Genomic DNA, 19,248 nt, shown 5'->3' on the forward strand with positions numbered 1-19,248 from the left:
TCGCATTTGCGAAGGCCCTTTCGTTTTTGGCCTTATCGCATTTCATACGATCTTTTCGAAATTTTCCGCCGAGTCTCACCGGCCTGCCCCTTGGTAAAAGAGAAAACCGCTGTTACATTAAGGGCAACGTAATAAATCAAGCGTCCTGCTTGCGTCCTTTTGGTTCGCGCGGCGCTTATAAGGATCAGTACCTTGAAAAACCCCGAGGAGCGCCCCGTAGAAAAGGCGCAACAGGGGGCGTCCGGCGGACAATCGGGAAATGCTCAAGCCCGGAATCCGTCGACTAACGGCAAGCGCAAACCGCGCAAGGAAGCCGTTGCAGAAGCCGGGAATGCGCGTAGCGCACCCGATTCAGGACGCCCAAAGCCGCAAAGTGAAGCGGATGACAAGGGTTCCGGCAGCCAGCGGAAGCGTGCGCGCCGCCGTCACCGTGGCAAAGCGGCACGGAGACCGGAAGCGGTCGTCGCGCAGAAAGCTGCTGAAGATACCACTCTTCAGGAAGCCAAGTCCCCCGGCAAAATTTCGAATCGCCGCAGGCGCGCCCGTAAGAAGAAGCAGGCGCAGCAGCAGAACAATGCCGCGCCGCGGACAGCCGAACACGCGCCCAAGAGCACGCATGAAACACCGCGTCGTGACAATCACGCGCAGGTATCGTCGCATGCCAAGCGGAAAAACGGCGCGGCACAGCCGCCACGGCACGCCCACGCCGAGGCCCCGCTTTATGCAGCGCTTGACCTTGGCACCAACAATTGCCGCTTGCTGGTCGCATCGCCGACCAGACCGGGGCAGTTTCGCGTTGTGGATGCTTTTTCGCGGATCGTGCGGCTTGGCGAAGGGCTGAGCGCAACCGGCAGGTTAAGCGACAACGCCATGCAGCGCGCTATCGAAGCGCTCAAGATCTGCCGTGACAAGCTGGCCGGCAAGAAAATCCGCCGTTCGCGGCTGATCGCGACCGAGGCTTGCCGTGCTGCGTCGAATGGTGAGGAGTTTCTGGAGCGTGTACGCGAGGAAACCGGGCTTGAACTGGAAATCGTTGATCGCCAGACGGAAGCACGTCTTGCCGTTTCCGGTTGCGGAACACTGGTAGCGCGCGAAACCGAAGCGGTCGTTCTGTTCGATATCGGTGGCGGCTCCTCTGAAATCGCACTGATCGACGTTTCGCAGCGCCGGTCTCCGCGTCTTGCCGAACATATCATGGCATGGACCTCCCTGCCCGTGGGCGTTGTCACGCTCGCCGAGCGTTTCGGCGGTCGCGATGTCACGCAGGAAAGTTTCGAGGCGATGGTCGGTCACGTGACCGAGCTTCTGTCCAGCTTTGCCGAACGGCACTGCCTTGGCCAACTGGCTTCAAGCCCGCGTTTCCATTTGCTTGGCACATCCGGTACGGTTACCACACTGGCGGGTATTCATCTGGGGCTGGAACGCTATGACCGTCGCCGGGTCGATGGCATGTGGATGGGTTCAGAAGATGTGACGCAGATGACGAGCCGTCTCCTGTCCTGGGATTTCGACGCGCGCGTTGCAAATCCTTGCATCGGTGCAGACAGGGCCGATCTGGTGCTTGCGGGCTGCGCCATTCTCGATGCCATCCGCAAGGTCTGGCCGAGCGAAAAACTTCTGGTGGCGGATCGCGGCTTGCGAGAAGGCATCCTGACCGAACTAATGTCGCGCGACGGCGCATGGCGGCACAATCGCGCGCAATTGCGCCAATAAATGCGCTGTTGGCGCTAGAACAGGCAATTGAAAATGAGCAAAGCAGGCGGAAACAAGGGCGGCACGAAGACGGGCGCCAAAACGGGCGGACGCGGTGGTGCGGGCACCAGCAATCTGCACGTCCGCGTGAAGAAAAAGGCTGGCACGATCAAGGAATCGTCGCGTCGCTGGCTGCTGCGTCACCTGAATGATCCTTATGTGCACAAGTCCAAGCAGGACGGCTATCGCTCGCGCGCGGCCTACAAGCTGATCGAAATCAACGATCGCTATGATCTGCTCAAGAAGGGTCAGAAGATCATCGATCTTGGTGCCGCTCCAGGCGGCTGGTCGCAGATAGCAGCCAAGATTGTCGGCTCCACCGACGAAGATCCGCATGTTGTCGGCATTGACTATCTGCATGTTGATCCGCTGCCGGGCGTCATCCTGCTGGAAATGGACTTTCTTGACGATGAAGCGCCACAGAAACTGATGGAAGCGCTTGGCGACAAGCCAGATCTGGTCATTTCGGATATGGCTGCGCCGACCACCGGACACCGCCGCACCGACCACCTGCGCACGGTGCATCTGTGCGAAGTGGCGGCTGATTTTGCGGTTTCGGTACTCAAGCCCGGCGGCCACTTCCTGACCAAGACTTTTCAGGGCGGCACGGAAAATGAGCTTCTGGCCATGCTGAAGCAGAAATTCCGCTCCGTGCATCACGTCAAACCGCCCGCATCACGTGCGGAATCGGTAGAGCTTTATCTGCTCGCACGTGATTTCAAAGGCTGACAATGCAAGATAGGAGCCGATTGGCTCCTATTCTATTCTCCGGCTGCCGAGTTTACCGGCTTCACCACAACTGTAGCCTTGCCCTTCTGGCGCGGTGCTGAAGGTTCGGATAGTTCACGACCAGCTTCAGGCGAAAGCCGTGCAAACCAGAAGAATGCGACAGCGGACACCAAAGCCACAACAATGAAGCCGACATGGAAGTCGACCAGGGCCAGCGGTGCGCCGCGCACGCCGCTGCTGATTTCCAGTACGCCACCCGCAAGGGCAACGCCAATCGCCAGCGAAACCTGTTGTGCGACAGCGGTGATCGGCGTCGCCTGACTGGTCTTTTCATCCGGAATTTCGGCATAAGCCAGCGCATTGACGCCGGTAAAAAACAGTGACCGCGCAAAGCCGCCGACCAGCAGGAAGCTAAGAATGATCCAGATCGGCGTCATGGGCGTGAAAAGGCTGTTCACCGCAATGAAGCCCGCCGAAATGATCGAGCCCGACATCAAGGCGCGCCGGAAGCCGATCTTCGCAAAAATCCGCTTGGCACCAAACTTCATGCTGATCGCACCGATGGCTGACACGAAGGTTATCATGCCCGACTGAAACGGCGTGAAGCCGAAGCCCAGCTGGAACATAAGCGGCAGCAAAAACGGAATTGCGCCGATGCCGAAGCGGAAAATACTGCCCCCCAACACCGCCGACCGGAACACCTGATTGTCGAACAGCCGAAGATCGAGCAGCGGATCAGCACTGCGGCGGGCATGGATGATATACAGCACCGAACAGACCAGACCGATCGCCACCGTCACGAAACCGATAGCGGGCGGCAGCGCGGGCAGGCTGACAACAGACAGGCCGAACACCACGCCGGACATGGCAAGACCGGACAAAAAGAAGCCAGGCCAATCGAGGCGCTTGACGATGCGCTCGTCATTATCCGGCAGAAAACGCGTGGCAAACCAGATGCCGACAGCGCCGATGGGCACATTAATCAGGAATATCCAGTGCCATGTGAGAAAGGTCGTGATGAAACCACCAACAGGTGGCCCGACCAATGGGCCAACCATGGCGGGGATCGTCAGCCAAGCCATGGCGGAGACAAGTTCGCTGCGCGGTGTCGAGCGCACCAGCACAAGACGTCCCACGGGCGTCATCATCGCGCCACCCATGCCCTGCAAAAAGCGTGAAACGACAAAGGCAGTCAGCGAATTGGCGGCTGCACAGGCAATTGAGCCGACGACGAAGACGGCGATTGCGGCGCGGAAAACATTTTTGGCTCCGAACCGGTCGGCCATCCAGCCGCTGATCGGAATGAAAACCGCCAGCGCGACCAGATAGGCCGTAAGGGCCAGCTTGAGAGCAATTGGACTGGTGCCGATATCGGCGGCAATCGCTGGCAAAGATGTCGAAATGACATTCGAATCCATCTGCTCCATGAAAAGAGCAATTGCCAGCACAAGGGGAATGATGCGGTTCACGGTGAATTTCCGAATAAGCCGTGCTTTTACATAAAGCTTACCAAAGCTATGTCGTGCTTATTGGTAGATTGCTAGCCAATTTTTTCTCACATTGTGGTGACTTAGGCCCAATTTTAGCGATTTACCGGCTCAAAAACCCTTCACTCAGCGCCCAGTTGGGCCAAAAGCACCCATTTCTCACGGCAGATTTCAATCGTTCACAATTGTGTAAAGCGGGGTTGCGCATGCCGTAACGGACTGTTACATTCGGTAACAGTTTCACGAAGCTTCGAGTCTGGAAGGGGTGGTCCCGGCTCAAGGAGGTAGGAAATGAACGATATTACGAGAACTGCACTTGTTTATGGCATGATGATCATTTCGCTGAACACGGCGCTTGCAATCGGTCTTTTAGGACTGGATTTCCTGCGCTAACTTGGCTGCCCCATGAGGCTTGGCCAGTGTTTATGATGATCGCATATCGAGTTTGATTTTGCCCTCCAGGCAAATTATGAAAAAGAGCGCTTCCGATTTATCGGAAGCGCTCTTTTCGTTTTTGCCCGTAGTGACGCGTTAAGAGCAGCCCATAGAGGCGGGAAATCAGTCCTGAAACCGATTGCCCGTCTTTTGCTCATGATGCTCTACAGAATACGTCCCTGACTGGTCGGGTCGAAGAACACCGCCTTGTCGAGATTAAAGGCCAGCCGCGAAGCTTGGCCTGCCACGATGCGCGCATCGGCGCGCAGGCGGGCAACCACATGCTTGCCGCCAAGACGGGTCACCGCAAACGTGTCCGATCCTGCCGGTTCGACCACATCGATCAGGCAGTCGCCTTCCACAACCGCGCCCGCATTGCGATCCGCGCCGTCTGGATCGGTCAAAGCTTCCGGGCGAATGCCGAAAACAACCTGCTTGCCCACATAGTCGCCAAGAGCTTGCGGAGCGTTCTTCAACGGAAGCGTCAATGCCTGGCCATCACCGCGATCAAGCGAGATGGCATAATCCGCGCCATTCTTCTCGACAGCAACGGTTAGCAGGTTCATCGCCGGCGAACCCATGAAATCCGCCACGAACATGTTGGACGGGTTGTTGTAAATCTCTGCGGGCGTGCCGAACTGCTGCAGAACACCGTCTTTCAGCACGGCAATCTTGGTCGCCAGCGTCATGGCTTCGATCTGGTCGTGCGTTACATAGACGATAGTTGTCTTCATGCGGCTGTGCAGGCGCTTGATTTCGGTGCGCATATCCACGCGCAGCTTCGCGTCGAGGTTCGATAGCGGCTCATCGAACAGAAACACCTGCGGATTGCGTACAAGTGCGCGCCCCATCGCAACACGCTGGCGCTGGCCACCAGAAAGCTGGCTCGGCTTGCGGTCGAGCAGATGGCCGATCTGCAGCATATCGGCCACTTCCTGAATAGCCTTGTCCCGCTCGGGCTTCGGAACTTTTCGAATTTCCATGCCGAAAGCGATGTTTCCGGCAACCGTCATATTCGGATAAAGCGCATAGGACTGGAAGACCATGGCGATATCGCGCTGGGACGGGTGCAGGCCGGAAACCGACTTGCCCTTGATCGCAATGTCACCGGATGTGATCGGCTCGAGACCGGCAATCGTGTTGAGCAACGTGGACTTGCCGCAGCCCGACGGACCGACGAGGACCAGAAAGCCGCCTTCTTCAATCTCGATATTGATGTTCTTCAGGATCGAGACGGTGCCGTAGGACTTGTAAAGATCGGTAATTTTCAGAAACGACATAGTGAACTTATCCCTTGACGGCGCCGGACATCAGACCGCGCACAAAGTAGCGGCCGGACACGATATAGACGATCAGCGTCGGCAGAGCGGCCAGAATGGCGGCTGCGAAATGAACGTTATATTCCTTGACGCCTGTGGAAGAGGAAACGAGGTTGTTGAGCGCCACCGTCATCGGCGTGGAATTCGCGCCGGAGAAGGATGCGCCGAACAGGAAGTCGTTCCAGATATTGGTGAACTGCCAGATCACGGACACGACGATGATCGGCCCGGATGACGGCAGCAGAATGCGCCAGAAAATCTGGAAGAAACTTGCCCCGTCAATCTGCGCAGCGCGCACCAGCTCGGTCGGAAACGCTTCGTAATAGTTGCGGAAATAAAGCGTCGTGAAGCCAAGACCGTAAATGACGTGCACCATGATGAGGCCCCAGATCGTTCCGGCAATGCCAAAAAGTCCGAGCATGCGCGCCATGGGGATCAGCACGATCTGGAACGGGATAAAGCATGACAGCAGCAGCAGGCCGAAGAAGATATTCGAGCCACGGAAGCGCCATTTGGTCAGCACATAGCCATTCAGCGCACCGATAATGGTGGAGATCGCCACGGCGGGCACGACCATCAGAATGGAATTGATGAAGAACGGCTTCAGGCCGGTAGGCTGCACGCCGATCTGCGCCGTCGACCATGCCGAAAGCCAAGGCTCGATGGTCCATTGCTGCGGCAGGTTCAACATACCGCCCTGCCGGATTTCTTCCAGAGGCTTGAACGAGTTGACCAGCATCACATAGAGCGGCAACAGATAGTAGATGGCGAAGAGCAGCAGCGCGGTATAGATCAGCGCGCGCGTCAGCTTACCGCTGTTGATGGCGTTATCTTGCGACTGGGCGCTCATGACCGCGACCCTCCGCGAATTTCCGAATAGAGATAGGGAATGATGATCGAGAAGATCATCGCCAGCATGACAATCGCCGACGAAGCGCCGATACCCATCTGGTTACGGGTGAACGTATAGGAATACATGAATGTCGCCGGGAGTTCGGTCGCCTGTCCCGGTCCGCCGCCGGTCAGTGCTATGACAAGATCGTAGGCCTTGATCGCCAGATGCGCCAGCACCACGAAGGCCGACAGAAAAACCGGGCGCATCAAGGGAATGATGATGCGGCGATAGATCGTGCCGGTCGAAGCCCCGTCAATCTGGGCCGCCTTGATGATTTCATTGTCGACACCACGCAGGCCTGCAAGGAACATGGCCATCACGAAACCCGACGATTGCCAGACAGCGGCGATCACCAGGCAGTAGATCGCCATGGTGTTGCTCTTGATCCAGCCGAAGGTAAAGCTTTCCCAGCCCCACAGATGCATGGTGTTTTCAAGCCCGATACCGGGATCGAGAAACCACTTCCATGCCGTGCCGGTCACAATGAAGGACAGGGCCATCGGATAAAGATAGATCGGACGCAAAAAGCCTTCGCCGCGGATCTTCTGATCGAGCAGAATGGCCAGAAACAGGCCAATCACCGAGCAGATGATGATGTAGAGCGACGCGAAGATCGCCAGATTGGTGATCGCCCGCCACCAATGTGGCAGTGCCCAGAGTTTCTCATAATTGGACAATCCCACGAAGCCATAGGATGGCAGCATGCGGCTGTTGGTCAGCGAAAGCACGCCTGTATAGATGATAAACCCGTAGACGAAGACGAGGACGATCAGGAAGCTTGGAGCCAAGACCAGCTTGGGGATGATTTCCTGCAATCGGCTGTTACGCTGCATATTTGCGCCACCCAGTTTGCGCCGCTCGTGATGCCCTTTGAACGGGCATTCGAGACGATCGTTTCAGCGGCATTTATGCATGACCGGAGAACGACCCGGCTGCAAAATGCGTTGGTCCAACGATGCCTTCACCGGTTCCGATGGAACCATGCAAGACAACATCATGCAATGCTTGTTCTGAATTCCGAAATGCTGCTCCGGCTGGCTGTAAGGCGCTCTTCTCGCACCTCGGGCCGGATAAAAAACGTCCGGGAGGTTTAAACTCCCGGACGCCTGTTCAGCGTATTACTTCGCAGCAGCGACAGCCGAGACGAGTTCCTTGACAGCATCTTCAGAAGAAAGCTGTCCGTTGAACTCGCGGGTCACCACGTCGTAAATCGCATTCTTGACGGCGGCAGGATTGGCGTAGCCGTGCGCCATGGAACCGAGCATCGTGCCCTTGCCATCAGCTTCCTTCAGATCCGCGATGGCCTTCTTGCCGCAAGCATCGAAAGCAGTATCCGGCACGTCGGTGCGTGCAGGAGCCGAACCCTTGACCACATTGAAGGCCGACTGGAAGGTCGGGCTTTCAACAGCCGAAGCCATTTCCATCTGAGCCGGGATCTTGTCGTCAGCAACCTTGAACATCGCGAACATGTCGGAGTTGAAGGTTACTGCGCCCTGCGTGCCCGGATAGCGCATGCAGACGAAATCTTCGCCCGGCTTCTTGCCAGCCTTCACGAATTCGCCCTTGGCCCAGTCACCCATGAACTGCAGACCGGCCTTGCCTTCGATAACCATGGCCGAAGCCAGGTTCCAGTCGCGACCAGAGAAGTTGTCATCGACATAGCTGCGCAGCTTGGTCATGCGGTCGAAAGCCTGCTTCATCGTATCGCTGCCCAGGGTTTCCGGGTCGAGATCGACGAAAGCCTTCTTGTAGAAGTCGGTGCCGAACGAAAGAACGACAGCGTCAAAGATCGTCGCATCCTGCCAAGGCTGGCCACCATGCGCGATTGGCGTGATGCCCTGTTCCTTGAACTTGTCGAGAAGCGCAATCAGCTCATCCCAGTTTGCCGGTTCCTTGCCGCCTGCCTTGTCGAGCGCGGCCTTGTTGATCCACATCCAGTTGGTGGTGTGGACGTTCACAGGTGCAGCAATCCAGTGATCTTCATACTTGGCGAATGCCTGCAACGGAGCGGGAATAACCTTGTCCCAGCCTTCCTTGTTGGCAACTTCGTCGAGATTGCCGAGAGCGCCCTGCTCGGCCCAGTCGCGAATGTCGAAGCCGAGCATCTGCACGGCAGTCGGCGCGTTGCCAGCGGTAACGCGAGCGCGCAGAACGGTCATGGCTTCGGTGCCGCCGCCGCCTGCAACAGGCATGTCGGTCCAGCTGATGCCCTTCTTTTCGAGGTCCTTCTTGAGAACGTCGAGCGCGGCAGCTTCACCGCCAGCGGTCCACCAGTGCAGAACTTCAACGTTCTGCTTGGCATCAGCAGCGTTTGCGACAGGCGCCATTCCGGCGAGCAAAGCGCAGGCAGCCGTACCCATAGCGGCGAGTTTCAGAAGTTTATGCATGTCTACCTCCCGTAGAAACAAACGAAACTTGTTACACCGGATCGCCGTGCCGGGAATCCCGTCCCGACCGCGCAGCTATCCGTTTTGAATTTCCTTCGTCCTGTCCGCGCCTTGAGGCGCAAACTGAAACCGGTCGCTCCATACAACCGGCTCCTCCTCATTCACTGCCGCAACCCGATGCAGAGAGATGATCTCCGCCGGATACCCCGGCCAACTGACGCGACGTCCTCCGATGTCCTCCAAACCATCTTTACGCCGCCTCACCCCAATTGACAACGTTGTCTTTTATGAATGAACCGCATCCACCAGACAAGATGTATTGCCTAGGATAGGCTGAAACCCGGGATAGGTGTCAATATCCCCGATATGATAAATAGCGAGAAATTTAATCGATTAAAATTTTAAGTAGCATTCTGCGAACAATTTCTTATGAGAAATGAGGCGTTTAGGCTCTTTTCCGAGGCTTGGCAGCCATCACCTAACCCCTTGAATGACAGCGAACCAAAAATGCCGATACCCGTTCTTTAATGGGATAAAAATCCTGTGAAATGGCTGGACAAGCTCGCGACGCCCACTTAATTTGACAGGGCTTACGCAATAGTGCGTGGGCTTGTTCTCGGGGCGGGGTGAGATTCCCCACCGGCGGTATGGAAAGCGATTTCCGAGCCCGCGAGCGCCTGAAAGACGAAGCTGATTCGCTTCATCAATCAGGGTCAGCAGATCCGGTGAGATGCCGGAGCCGACGGTATAGTCCGGATGAAAGAGAGCAAAAGAGCGTGACGAATTGCGTCTTCCGACGCGAGTAATGCGTTCCTTTGTGCGCCCTGATTCTAGTTTCTTGAGGAACCTATGAACCAGAGCTATCCGAACAAGACTTCCTTCAAAGTAGCATTCATTCAGGCCCGCTGGCACGCCGACATCGTCGACGAAGCCCGCAAGAGCTTTATCGCTGAACTGGCCGCCAAGACGGGCGCCAATGTCGAAGTGGAAGTCTTCGACGTTCCCGGCGCTTACGAAATTCCGCTTCATGCCAAGACGCTCGCCAAGACCGGCCAGTATGCCGCCATCGTCGGCTCTGCTTTCGTCATTGACGGCGGCATTTACCGTCATGACTTCGTGGCAACTGCCGTGATCAACGGCATGATGCAGGTGCAGCTGGAAACCGAAGTGCCCGTGCTGAGCGTCGTTCTGACCCCGCACCATTTCCATGACAGCAAGGAGCATCACGACTTCTTCTTCAACCATTTCAAGGTGAAGGGCGTCGAAGCCGCTCATGCGACCTTGCAGATCGTTGGCGAACGTAGCCGTATCGCCGCATTGGTCTGATCATTGATCGGGACGGCCCTGCCCTGCGGGGCCGTCACTCAATCGGTCACAATTCGCTCGCCATGCGTATAGACGTCGAATTCCTCGCCGCGCACGATGGCGACAAGAGTGAGATTGGCCTCTTCCGCCGTCCTGATGGCAAGAGCCGTCGGCGCTGAAATAGCCGCCAGCACAGGCGCGCCAAGCTTCACTGCCTTTTGCACCATTTCAACAGATACCCGGCTCGTGATCACTGTTATGCCGTGGTCCGTTTCAGCCCCATCGCGCGCCAGAGCGCCAACGAGCTTATCCAGCGCATTGTGCCGACCGACATCCTCACGCGCAGCGATCAAACCTTGCTGCGGCCTGTAAAAGCCTGCGGCATGAACAGAATGGGTCATCGCATTCAATTGCTGTTCGCGCCCCAGCGCGGCCATCGCCACAGCAATGGCGCTCGCCGAAAAGCGCTGCTTGTCCGCCTTGAGTGGTGTTACCGGGCGTAGAGCCTGCTCGATGGAATCGATGCCGCACAGGCCGCAACCAACAGGGCCTGCCATGAAGCGGCGACGCGCCGCCAGCCGCTGTTCCGGCAACTCGGCAAGGCGCATCTGTACATCAACCCCTTGCGCGAAAGCGACAAGCTCGATGCTTTCGATCTGACTGGCATCATCGATAATGCCTTCGGTCAGACTGAACCCGACAGCGAAATCCTCCAGATCGGAGGGCGTCGCCATCATCACAGCCTGTGTGGAACCATTATAGCTCATCGCGACGGGCACCTCCTCGGGAACGGCGCGGTGCCCTTCCTGGAAGCCCGAAACGCGATGTGCAAGGCGCACCACATCCTGACTGATCTTGGGTATCGTCATGTCACTCGCCTGCTGGTTTCGCATCCCGACATATTGCTACAGTTTGATGTGGCATCATATCGGGTTTTATGTAAGGTGCCAGCGAACAGGCATGCAGCACAAAGCATTTCGGCCATGGCCGAATACAATTTTGTGTATGAAAGGCAGCGCCGATAGCGAGGATAAAATGGATATTCGCCAGATCGACGACAATTACTCAGTCTCAGGCCAGATTTCGCCCGACGACGTGCGCGACATTGCGGCAGAAGGTTTTCAGACAATCATCTGTAACCGTCCGGACGGCGAAGGCGGCCCGGAACAGCCGGATTTTGCCGAGATTGCCCGCGTAGCAGAGAAAGCTGGCCTCGCCACCTATTACATTCCGGTGGTTGGCGGCCAGCTGACGCAGGATGATGTCGATGCCATGGCGGCAGCACTCGACGAAGCGGAAGGCCCGTTCTTCGCCTATTGCCGCTCGGGCGCCCGCTCTACGAATATTTACGGGATCGTGCAGAGCCAAAAGCGCGGATAAAGAACGAGCGCAGGCTATATGGGCGGTGAGTGCGCAAGGGCATTGTTTCAGTTCTTGCAAACATAAGGCTCACCGTCCCGAAAGTCGCGTACGACGACCGAAGACGCCCTGCTGATTATGTGCGCAGTACTGGCGATAATAGGACAGACCGGCGCGAACCACAGTCGCGACGACGCCACCGGCGACGAGCACCCAGCCGAGCGCCTGCACCCAGTTGAACGTATCCAGTCCACCGCTCAGCGCAACGACCACAACACCGGCCCACAAAAGGGCAGCCGTGCGGCGCCAGAACACCGGGTTGAGTTCATCGAAAACCGCCTTCCACAGTGAGTGGACAAGGCAGGCGAAGAAGAGAGCCGCGGCCAGCCCGATGTTGAGCAATTCGACCGGGAGCCATTGCTGCGAAGTAAGCATAATATCCATCATCCAACTTAAGCCGCGATACGTCTGGTTAAAGCCGCCACTTGGCTTTTCCTTCCGAACCGAAGGTATTGTTTAGGTTTATATCCAGGCATCTTGCTTTCTAACAAAAACCGATTTTGTTTCTTGCTCGATGCTTCAGCCCCATTGAGCTGTCAATTTGTGGCTTCAACGTGTTAGAAGCACGGAAAGCTCCATGTAATAAATTCACTTATTATTGCGATCACGCGAAATATCGTGTTGAAAACATTATACTATCCCGGCTACCCTCCGCTGCGTCAGCCGCTGCAATCCCCTTGATAGTCTTGGACAATTCGCCTTCAAGCAATGCGTGCGCAGGCACGCGTGCCGCGCTCTATAAGCGCGTCACGCTACTGTCATGTAACAGCGTTGTAACAATTTGGCAGAGTATTCAGCCCCTGAGCCGGGGCCAGAACGTCGGGTTATTCACAGCGCCAAGCAAGTCGGCTCGTTCTCACTCGTCCACCAACTTCTTGTAGGGAACGTTATCCGACGGATCGGCAGCCCCCGGCGTGTGCGCTGGACGCCCGAACAGGAAGCCCTGCACCTGTGCGCAGCCCTCCTCGATCACCATGCGGTGCTGATGAAAGTTCTCGATGCCTTCCGCGACAACTGGCAGATCAAGGCTGCGCCCAAGTCCGACGATAGCGCGCACAATGGCGTGGGAGCTGACATCCGTTTCCATCGTATTGATGAAGCTGCGATCAATCTTGATCTTGTCGAATGGAAAGCTCTGGAGATTGTTGAGCGAAGAATAGCCTGTGCCGAAGTCGTCCATCACGATGCGCACGCCGAGTTTCTTGATACGGCGCAGCAATTCCAGCGTCGTGGGCCTGTCCTTGATAAGTGCGGCTTCCGTAACTTCCAGTTCCAGCCGGTAAGCGTCGAGACCGGTTTCATCCAGAACGGCAGCAACTGTTTCGGGTAGATTGGTCAACCGGAACTGGATCGGAGACACATTGACGGCAATCGTCAAATGACGGTCCCATGTCGCCGCTGTGCGGCACGCTTCCCGCAGCACCCATTCGCCAAGGGCGATAATCACGCCGGTTTCCTCGGCAATCGGAATGAATACTTCCGGCGGGATCGATCCGCGTTCGGGGTGGGTCCAGCGCAGCAGCGCTTCATAGCCCTTGCAGGAACCGTCGGCAGTTCCGATCAGCGGCTGATAGGCGATGGTGATCTGACCGCGTGACATGGCCTGACGCAGATCAGCTTCAAGTTGCCGTCTCTCGGTGATCTCGCGATCCATTTCCGGCGAATAGAATGCGACCATGCCCTTGCCGCTGGTCTTGGCGCGATAAAGCGCGACGTCTGCGGCATGGCGGAGCGTTTCCGCATCGCTGCCATCGGCCGGATAGATCGCAACGCCGATACTGACACCAACCGCCGTCTGGTCGGCGATCATATTCATCTCCGACTTGAATTCTTCCAATATCCGCTCGGCAAGCTTGCGGGCGCCGGAAGGTTGCGGCACGCCCACTTGCAGGATGACGAACTCGTCGCCGCCAATGCGGGCCGCCGTATCGACACCACTGATCGTGCGCCGCAGAATATTGGCAACGGTTTTCAGCACCCGATCGCCTTGCGCATGGCCGAAAATATCGTTCACCGCCTTGAACCGGTCGAGATCCAACGCGAAAACGGCGCAACGCTGCTGCGAACGCCCGCCAACCGCATTGCTCAGCCGCTGCTCGAAAAAGGCGCGATTGGGAAGATCGGTCAGCGCATCATGGTTCGCCATATGCTCGATCTGGCGTTGCGCGGCACGCTTTTCCGTCAGGTCGCGCACGGCAAGAACCTCACAGGCCTTGCCCTGATATTCAATCGTGTGGACGGCGAGTTCGAAAATCCGCTCGTCATTTTCCTGTCGTGGCTTCGCCTCGACAGCCGCCTGACGCGGTGCGGCAGCAGGCAGACCATCCGCCGTGAGCAACAGATCTTCCGGCGAACGTCCGACCAGCGCCTTTTCATTGCTGTTCATCAGTCGGGAGAAACGCGCATTCACTTCGACAATCCGGTCATCGCGGATGACGGCGAGGCCATCCAGCGTCGCATTCGCAAAGCCTTTCAAATCCGTCATATAACGGTCGATGAACACGGCGGCGACCGTCATGAACGCGATGAAGCAAGACACAGTCGCAACAGCACCGACAATCCACATGCGGCCCGTGCCAAGCGGATCAGCCGCCGGCAGGCTTGGGTCAGGGATCAGCGTAGTCGACGACATGGTGGTAAAATGCAAAACGCAGATCGAGCCGACGCCGAGAACAGTCGCCAGGGAAAGACGCATCCAGCGCCCTGACATGCGCATCGCTTCGAAAGCGCCAGCGAGCAGCAGCGTGGAGACGACAGCGCCGACAATAATCGGCATCGGATCAAACTGCACGGTAGCAGCCGCATTGATGGCGGACATGCCGGTAAAGTGCATCGCGGCGATAACCAGCGCACCGCAAAGCCCGGCCAGCAGATTTGCTTTCAAGCTGCTAAAGTCGAACAGGCGCAGCACGACCCAGAAACCGGCAATCGCAATAATCGCTGAAAGCGTCGTGATGACAAGATCGAACTCGAGCGCCACCGTGCCCTGATAGGCCAGCATCGCCACGAAATGTGTGGCCCAGACGCTCAAACCACCAGCAAAAGCGGCAGTCGCAAGCCAGCTGTCACGACGATGGTCGGCACATTCTCCCGCTCGCGCGAGCAAAAGAAAAAACGCAAAAACGCCAATAAGGGAAATGACCGCAGCCAGAACGACGATGGGTCTGTCATGTTGGACGGATATGCATTCTATAACTTTGAACATAACACGCCCCCGCTTTCATTTGTGCAAGGCCGCCGCCGGCCCTGACCGAAGCATTTTTGTGTTTTTGCTATACAACGCATAATTGTTTAGCCCAGACTACTTAAGCAATTATAAATCCGACCTAAAAGTGCATCGGATACCAAAGTGTAAGGTCTATACTTAATTCGCTTACTATATTAGATAGTAGTAATATTATCGAGCTTATTTGCCAACCCTGCGACCAACACGGGCAAGCAGGATAACCGGCACAATGCCGATGACGACAATTGCGAGTGCCGCAATTGACGCTTCTTCATATGTACCGCGCGCCGCCTCGCCGTAAAGATGCGTTGCGAAAGTTTCCATATTGAGCGGGCGCAGCAGCAATGTTGCTGGCAACTCTTTTACGCAATCCACAAAAACCAGCAATCCGGCAGCAACAATGGCCGTTTTGGAGAGCGGCAGGTGAATAGAGCGAAACGTCGCCGTCACGCTGCGTCCAAGGGTGCGTGACGCGTGATCAAGCGACAGCGGAATGCGCTCCAACCCCGCATCAATCCCGCCAGCGGCAATGGCCATAAACCGAACGCCGTAGGCATAAACCACCGCAGCGCCCGAACCGATCAGGATCAGACCGGCAGGCACGCCGAAGAAATATCCCGCCAGTTGGTTGAAGACATGATCGAAACTGCCGGAAACGACCAGAATGCCGATGGCGATTACCGTACCCGGCGCAGCATAGCCCATGGTCGACAGGCGGTAGAACCAGCGGGAGGCCGCTCCCGGAAACAGACGCACTGCATAAGCCACCATCATGCCACAGACCAGCACGATCGCTGTCGCAATCGACGCCAGCAATATGGTGTTGAACGCCTCCCCTGCGAGACGCGGCGATATGCCTGCAAAGCGCGCACGCTTGACCGCTTCGACGAGCAGATAAAGGGCGGGGCCAACGAAGCCAATGATGACTGGCAAGAACCCGAGCGCGAGCAGCCACAGGCCTCTTGCGGTGGAAACCTTTGACGGCTCGAAACCGCGCGAATGGCGTATGTTAGAGGCAAAGCGTTGCTTGCGCCGCGCCCAGCGTTCCAGTGAAACCAGCGCCACCACGATCAACAGCAAGGCCAGCGCGAGTTGCGCCGCGCCCGGCAGATCGGACCGGGTGATCCATGTTGTGTAGATGGATACGGTTAGCGTGCGAACGCCAAGAAATTCCGCAGCGCCAACGTCATTCAGCGTTTCCATCAAGGCGAGGCTTACACCAACGGCAACCGCCGGGCGCGCCAGCGGAAGCGCCACCCGCCAGAAAATGCCGCGACGGCTGACGCCGAGCGTCCGCGCCGCATCCATGAGACTGGCCGACTGGGTAAGAAACATCGCCCGGGTCGGGATATAAACATAAGGATAGAGCACAAAGCCCAGCAGCAGAATGCAGCCGGTCATCGAGCGAATATCTGGCAAGCGAAACTGACGCGGACTGTCAAAGCCCAATACGTAGCGGATCGCGCCTTGCACCGGCCCTATCGGATGAAGAATATCAAGATAGGCATAGGCGACAATGTAAGTCGGCACCGCCAGCGGCAGCAGCAGCGCCCATTCCAGAATACCGCGCCCGCGAAAGTCATAGGCCGTCACCAGCCACGCCATCGACGTCCCGACGAGTGCTGCAATACAGCCAACGCCGAGCAGCAAAATGACCGTATCGGCAAAGGCTGTCGGCAATAATGTGGAGAGCAGATGCTGCCACAGACCTGCCGAACCTTGCAAAGCCTCGCGAGCAAGCGCCAGAACCGGCAGGAAAACGAGGATAGCGATCACCGCCGCGGCCCAAAGCCAGACACGCCCCGCCCTTGAGGGCCGGAAAAGCGAATGTCGTGCTGTGGCGGGCATATTTGTCATCGTGCTCGTCATAATGAAACGCCGGCGCATGAAGCACCGGCGCTTTGTTCATACAGTTATTCTGGTTTTAGTTGTCGAAACCAACCTTATCAACCAGTTCGCTGGCTTCCTTGCGATGGCTGACGATTTCAGTCAGCGGGACCTTGTCGATCTTCAATTCGCCAAACGACTTCACAATCGCATCAACCGGAGCGCCCGGCTTCACCGGATACTCGTAATTGGCTTCGGCATAGATTTTCTGCGCTTCGTCAGAAACCAGATATTCGAGAAGCTTGATAGCTTCTTCCTTATGTGGGGCATTCTTGGCCACGGCTGCGCCGCTGATATTGACCTGCGTGCCACCGTCCTTGAAGGTCGGGAGAATGACCTTGATGCCCTCACCCCAGCCCTTCTGCTCATCGCCGCCCTTACCCGAACGCATCAGGCCGACATAATAGGAATTGGCAACAGCAATATCGCAAATGCCGCCGACAATATCCTTGGCGCCATCGCGGTCACCACCGGCAGCCTTGCGGGCCAGATTGGCCTTCAGGCCGGTCAGCCAGGCTTCAGTTTTTTCAGCGCCGTAATGGGCGATGTAATCGGCAAAGAGCGCGGTATTGTAAGGATGCTGACCAGCGCGAATGCAGATTTTGCCTTTCCACTTCGGGTCGGACAGATCTTCGTAATTGATGGCGTCGAGTTCCAGATCCTTGGCGGCATACACAACGCGAGCACGCAACGACAGGGCATACCAGTTGCCCTTGGCGTCACGGAGCTGTTCCGGCACGGCTTCGCTCAGCGTCTTGGATTCGACCGGCTGCGTCAGTCCTTTTTCGGCGAGATCAACAAGGTTGCCCGCATCGACAGTCATCAGAATGTCGGCAGGCGAGCTTGCGCCTTCCGAAGCAACGCGCTCAGCCAGACCATCCTTCAGAAACACCGTATTGACCGTAATGCCCGTCGACGCCTTGAATGCGTCAAGCAGAGGCTGGATCAGGCCCGGTTCGCGCGTTGTGTAAATATTCACCTCATTGGCGGAAGCAGTTCCGGATAGAAATGTCGCTGCAACGAGAGCAAGGCTGGCACGCGCGAAAATGGGCATTTTACCTCCGTTTGGAATAATTCCAAATTAAATGATGAGTGATGCAATCAACTTATATTAGCTGTTTCGGGTCCGGTCAATCGCCGCGCCGGGCAAAAGCGAACCACGCGAAATCAGCTGTGGAAGATCATGGCCTTATCGCGGTCGAAACGAACAAACACATGATTGACGGTGCTTGGCACATGGACCGGCGTGCGCAGACGCAAGCGCAATGGAGCAGCGTCGGCGTGGAGCACCAGCTCCTCCGTTTCACCGAGAAAGGTGCGCATCTCGATCAGGCATCGCAGATCGCCGGAAACGGCATCGTCATCTCCAACGATATGCAGATCGCCGGGACGCAGATAGACGGAGACGTCCCTAGCGGATTGCAGCGCTTTCGGCGCTTTGAACGAGCCGAAAGCGGTTTCTACCGTGCTGCCCTGCGACGCACCGGGAATGACATTGAAATCGCAGAAGAAGTCCGCCGCATAGCGGCTTTCAGGACGATCATGAAGATCGCGCGCAGTGCCGCTTTGAACGATCTCGCCTGAACGCATCAGCACCACGCGGTCACCGGTCGAAAGCGCTTCTTCCGCCTCATGCGTCACGATGATTGCCGTGGTGCCGAGCGAACGCAACAGGCTGACCGTCTCGCGACGTACCTTTGCCCGGAGGCCCCGGTCCAGATTGGAAAACGGCTCATCCATCAACAGAAGATGCGGCTTCGGCGCGAGTGCTCGTATCAGCGCCACGCGCTGCTGCTCGCCACCCGACAGCATATGCGGATAACGATCGGCCATATGCGACAGGCCGACAAGCTCGAGCAATTCGCGCACCCGGTCCTGTGCCGCGTCGCGGCGCATTTTACGCAAACCGAACAGGACATTGTCGCGAACGCTCAGATGCGGAAACAGCGCGTAATCCTGAAAAACCACGCCGATATTGCGCTTGTCAGGTTCCACGAAGGTGGTGGGAGAGGCCAGCACCTTGCCGCCCATGGTCAGCGAGCCGCCATCGGGCGCGTCGATACCGGCAATAATCCGCAGCATGGAGGTCTTGCCGCAGCCGGAATGACCGACCAGACAGATGATTTCACCGGCCTGCACGTCGAGCGACACATTATTGAGCGCGAGGACAGAGCCAAACTGGCGGGTAACGCCCGCAAGCGTCAGAGCCGGGCCGGATGCTCCAGCCTCTTCCTGCAATTGCTCAATCTGATTTCGCGCGTCCATACCTGACCGGAATCCCCATATCCATTCCGTCGCATATAGACACTGTTTTTCAGCTTCGCCACTAAAACAGGACCGATTTTCTCAAGAACTGGATAAGCGCCTCCATCTTTTTAAGAATTCGATGTTGCTTTGGGTATCAACT

General features: G+C 57.0%; 15 protein-coding genes and 1 riboswitch. Of the genes, 4 read left to right on the forward strand and 11 right to left on the reverse strand.

Annotated features, from left to right (window positions below; translation table 11 throughout):
- Nucleotides 1–192: 192 nt before the first annotated feature.
- The gene (locus tag FGI60_RS08450; protein WP_138784802.1) at nt 193–1,713 is read left to right on the forward strand and encodes a Ppx/GppA phosphatase family protein; all 1,521 of its coding nucleotides are present in this window, start codon (nt 193–195) and stop codon (nt 1,711–1,713) included.
- Between the two features lie 33 nt (nt 1,714–1,746).
- On the forward strand, nt 1,747–2,481 hold the full coding sequence (locus FGI60_RS08455) for an RlmE family RNA methyltransferase (protein WP_109367223.1): 735 nt from the start codon (nt 1,747–1,749) through the stop codon (nt 2,479–2,481).
- Between the two features lie 32 nt (nt 2,482–2,513).
- On the opposite strand, the gene FGI60_RS08460 is transcribed toward FGI60_RS08455, so the two are convergent.
- From FGI60_RS08460 to FGI60_RS08480, 5 genes are all read right to left on the reverse strand, one after another.
- Nucleotides 2,514–3,950 (reverse strand): DHA2 family efflux MFS transporter permease subunit, encoded by a 1,437-nt coding sequence (locus tag FGI60_RS08460; RefSeq protein ID WP_138784803.1) that lies wholly within the window; start codon nt 3,948–3,950, stop codon nt 2,514–2,516.
- Between the two features lie 617 nt (nt 3,951–4,567).
- Nucleotides 4,568–5,683 carry an ABC transporter ATP-binding protein gene (locus FGI60_RS08465; protein ID WP_138784804.1) on the reverse strand — a complete coding sequence of 372 codons (1,116 nt, stop codon included), beginning with the start codon at nt 5,681–5,683 and terminating at the stop codon, nt 4,568–4,570.
- 7 nt (nt 5,684–5,690) lie between these two features.
- Nucleotides 5,691–6,572 carry a carbohydrate ABC transporter permease gene (locus tag FGI60_RS08470; RefSeq protein ID WP_078336820.1) on the reverse strand — a complete coding sequence of 294 codons (882 nt, stop codon included), beginning with the start codon at nt 6,570–6,572 and terminating at the stop codon, nt 5,691–5,693.
- Nucleotides 6,569–7,450, reverse strand: a complete 882-nt coding sequence (locus FGI60_RS08475) for a carbohydrate ABC transporter permease (RefSeq protein ID WP_138784805.1) — start codon at nt 7,448–7,450, stop codon at nt 6,569–6,571. Before FGI60_RS08475 ends, FGI60_RS08470 begins: the two co-directional genes overlap by 4 nt.
- Before the next feature lie 285 nt (nt 7,451–7,735).
- The gene (locus FGI60_RS08480; protein ID WP_171058736.1) at nt 7,736–9,004 is read right to left on the reverse strand and encodes an ABC transporter substrate-binding protein; all 1,269 of its coding nucleotides are present in this window, start codon (nt 9,002–9,004) and stop codon (nt 7,736–7,738) included.
- A gap of 608 nt (nt 9,005–9,612) precedes the next feature.
- Nucleotides 9,613–9,776: riboswitch (FMN riboswitch) on the forward strand.
- A gap of 77 nt (nt 9,777–9,853) precedes the next feature.
- Between FGI60_RS08480 and FGI60_RS08485 the strand changes: the two genes are divergently transcribed.
- A complete protein-coding gene (locus FGI60_RS08485) occupies nt 9,854–10,330 on the forward strand; it encodes a 6,7-dimethyl-8-ribityllumazine synthase (protein ID WP_138784806.1) in 477 nt (158 codons plus the stop codon).
- 38 nt (nt 10,331–10,368) lie between these two features.
- On the opposite strand, the gene fdhD is transcribed toward FGI60_RS08485, so the two are convergent.
- A complete protein-coding gene (gene fdhD, locus FGI60_RS08490) occupies nt 10,369–11,178 on the reverse strand; it encodes a formate dehydrogenase accessory sulfurtransferase FdhD (RefSeq protein WP_138784807.1) in 810 nt (269 codons plus the stop codon).
- Between the two features lie 166 nt (nt 11,179–11,344).
- Here fdhD and FGI60_RS08495 point away from each other — a divergent pair, with 166 nt between their 5' ends.
- Entirely contained in the window at nt 11,345–11,689 is a 345-nt protein-coding gene (locus FGI60_RS08495) for a TIGR01244 family sulfur transferase (protein ID WP_078337067.1), read from the forward strand.
- A gap of 69 nt (nt 11,690–11,758) precedes the next feature.
- On the opposite strand, the gene FGI60_RS08500 is transcribed toward FGI60_RS08495, so the two are convergent.
- From FGI60_RS08500 to FGI60_RS08520, 5 genes are all read right to left on the reverse strand, one after another.
- On the reverse strand, nt 11,759–12,112 hold the full coding sequence (locus FGI60_RS08500; RefSeq protein ID WP_235889776.1) for a hypothetical protein: 354 nt from the start codon (nt 12,110–12,112) through the stop codon (nt 11,759–11,761).
- Nucleotides 12,113–12,584: 472 nt separating this feature from the next.
- Entirely contained in the window at nt 12,585–14,933 is a 2,349-nt protein-coding gene (locus FGI60_RS08505) for a bifunctional diguanylate cyclase/phosphodiesterase (protein WP_138784809.1), read from the reverse strand.
- 201 nt (nt 14,934–15,134) lie between these two features.
- The gene (locus FGI60_RS08510; RefSeq protein ID WP_138784810.1) at nt 15,135–16,811 is read right to left on the reverse strand and encodes an ABC transporter permease; all 1,677 of its coding nucleotides are present in this window, start codon (nt 16,809–16,811) and stop codon (nt 15,135–15,137) included.
- 67 nt (nt 16,812–16,878) lie between these two features.
- Nucleotides 16,879–17,895 carry a Fe(3+) ABC transporter substrate-binding protein gene (locus FGI60_RS08515; protein WP_138784811.1) on the reverse strand — a complete coding sequence of 339 codons (1,017 nt, stop codon included), beginning with the start codon at nt 17,893–17,895 and terminating at the stop codon, nt 16,879–16,881.
- A gap of 113 nt (nt 17,896–18,008) precedes the next feature.
- Nucleotides 18,009–19,106, reverse strand: a complete 1,098-nt coding sequence (locus FGI60_RS08520) for an ABC transporter ATP-binding protein (protein WP_138784812.1) — start codon at nt 19,104–19,106, stop codon at nt 18,009–18,011.
- Between the last annotated feature and the right edge of the window lie 142 nt (nt 19,107–19,248).

The organism is Brucella haematophila, from assembly GCF_005938105.1.
Classification (GTDB): Bacteria; Pseudomonadota; Alphaproteobacteria; order Rhizobiales; family Rhizobiaceae; genus Brucella; species Brucella haematophila.

Bases quoted from the DNA above. Each gene is read 5' to 3' on its own strand.
- FGI60_RS08455 (WP_109367223.1), top strand. From the start codon at position 1,747: ATGAGCAAAGCAGGCGGAAACAAGGGCGGCACGAAGACGGGCGCCAAA.
- FGI60_RS08465 (WP_138784804.1), bottom strand. From the start codon at position 5,683: ATGTCGTTTCTGAAAATTACCGATCTTTACAAGTCCTACGGCACCGTC.
- FGI60_RS08470 (WP_078336820.1), bottom strand. From the start codon at position 6,572: ATGAGCGCCCAGTCGCAAGATAACGCCATCAACAGCGGTAAGCTGACG.
- FGI60_RS08475 (WP_138784805.1), bottom strand. From the start codon at position 7,450: ATGCAGCGTAACAGCCGATTGCAGGAAATCATCCCCAAGCTGGTCTTG.
- FGI60_RS08480 (WP_171058736.1), bottom strand. From the start codon at position 9,004: ATGCATAAACTTCTGAAACTCGCCGCTATGGGTACGGCTGCCTGCGCT.
- FGI60_RS08485 (WP_138784806.1), top strand. From the start codon at position 9,854: ATGAACCAGAGCTATCCGAACAAGACTTCCTTCAAAGTAGCATTCATT.
- fdhD (WP_138784807.1), bottom strand. From the start codon at position 11,178: ATGACGATACCCAAGATCAGTCAGGATGTGGTGCGCCTTGCACATCGC.
- FGI60_RS08495 (WP_078337067.1), top strand. From the start codon at position 11,345: ATGGATATTCGCCAGATCGACGACAATTACTCAGTCTCAGGCCAGATT.
- FGI60_RS08500 (WP_235889776.1), bottom strand. From the start codon at position 12,112: ATGGATATTATGCTTACTTCGCAGCAATGGCTCCCGGTCGAATTGCTC.
- FGI60_RS08505 (WP_138784809.1), bottom strand. From the start codon at position 14,933: ATGTTCAAAGTTATAGAATGCATATCCGTCCAACATGACAGACCCATC.
- FGI60_RS08510 (WP_138784810.1), bottom strand. From the start codon at position 16,811: ATGACAAATATGCCCGCCACAGCACGACATTCGCTTTTCCGGCCCTCA.
- FGI60_RS08515 (WP_138784811.1), bottom strand. From the start codon at position 17,895: ATGCCCATTTTCGCGCGTGCCAGCCTTGCTCTCGTTGCAGCGACATTT.
- FGI60_RS08520 (WP_138784812.1), bottom strand. From the start codon at position 19,106: ATGGACGCGCGAAATCAGATTGAGCAATTGCAGGAAGAGGCTGGAGCA.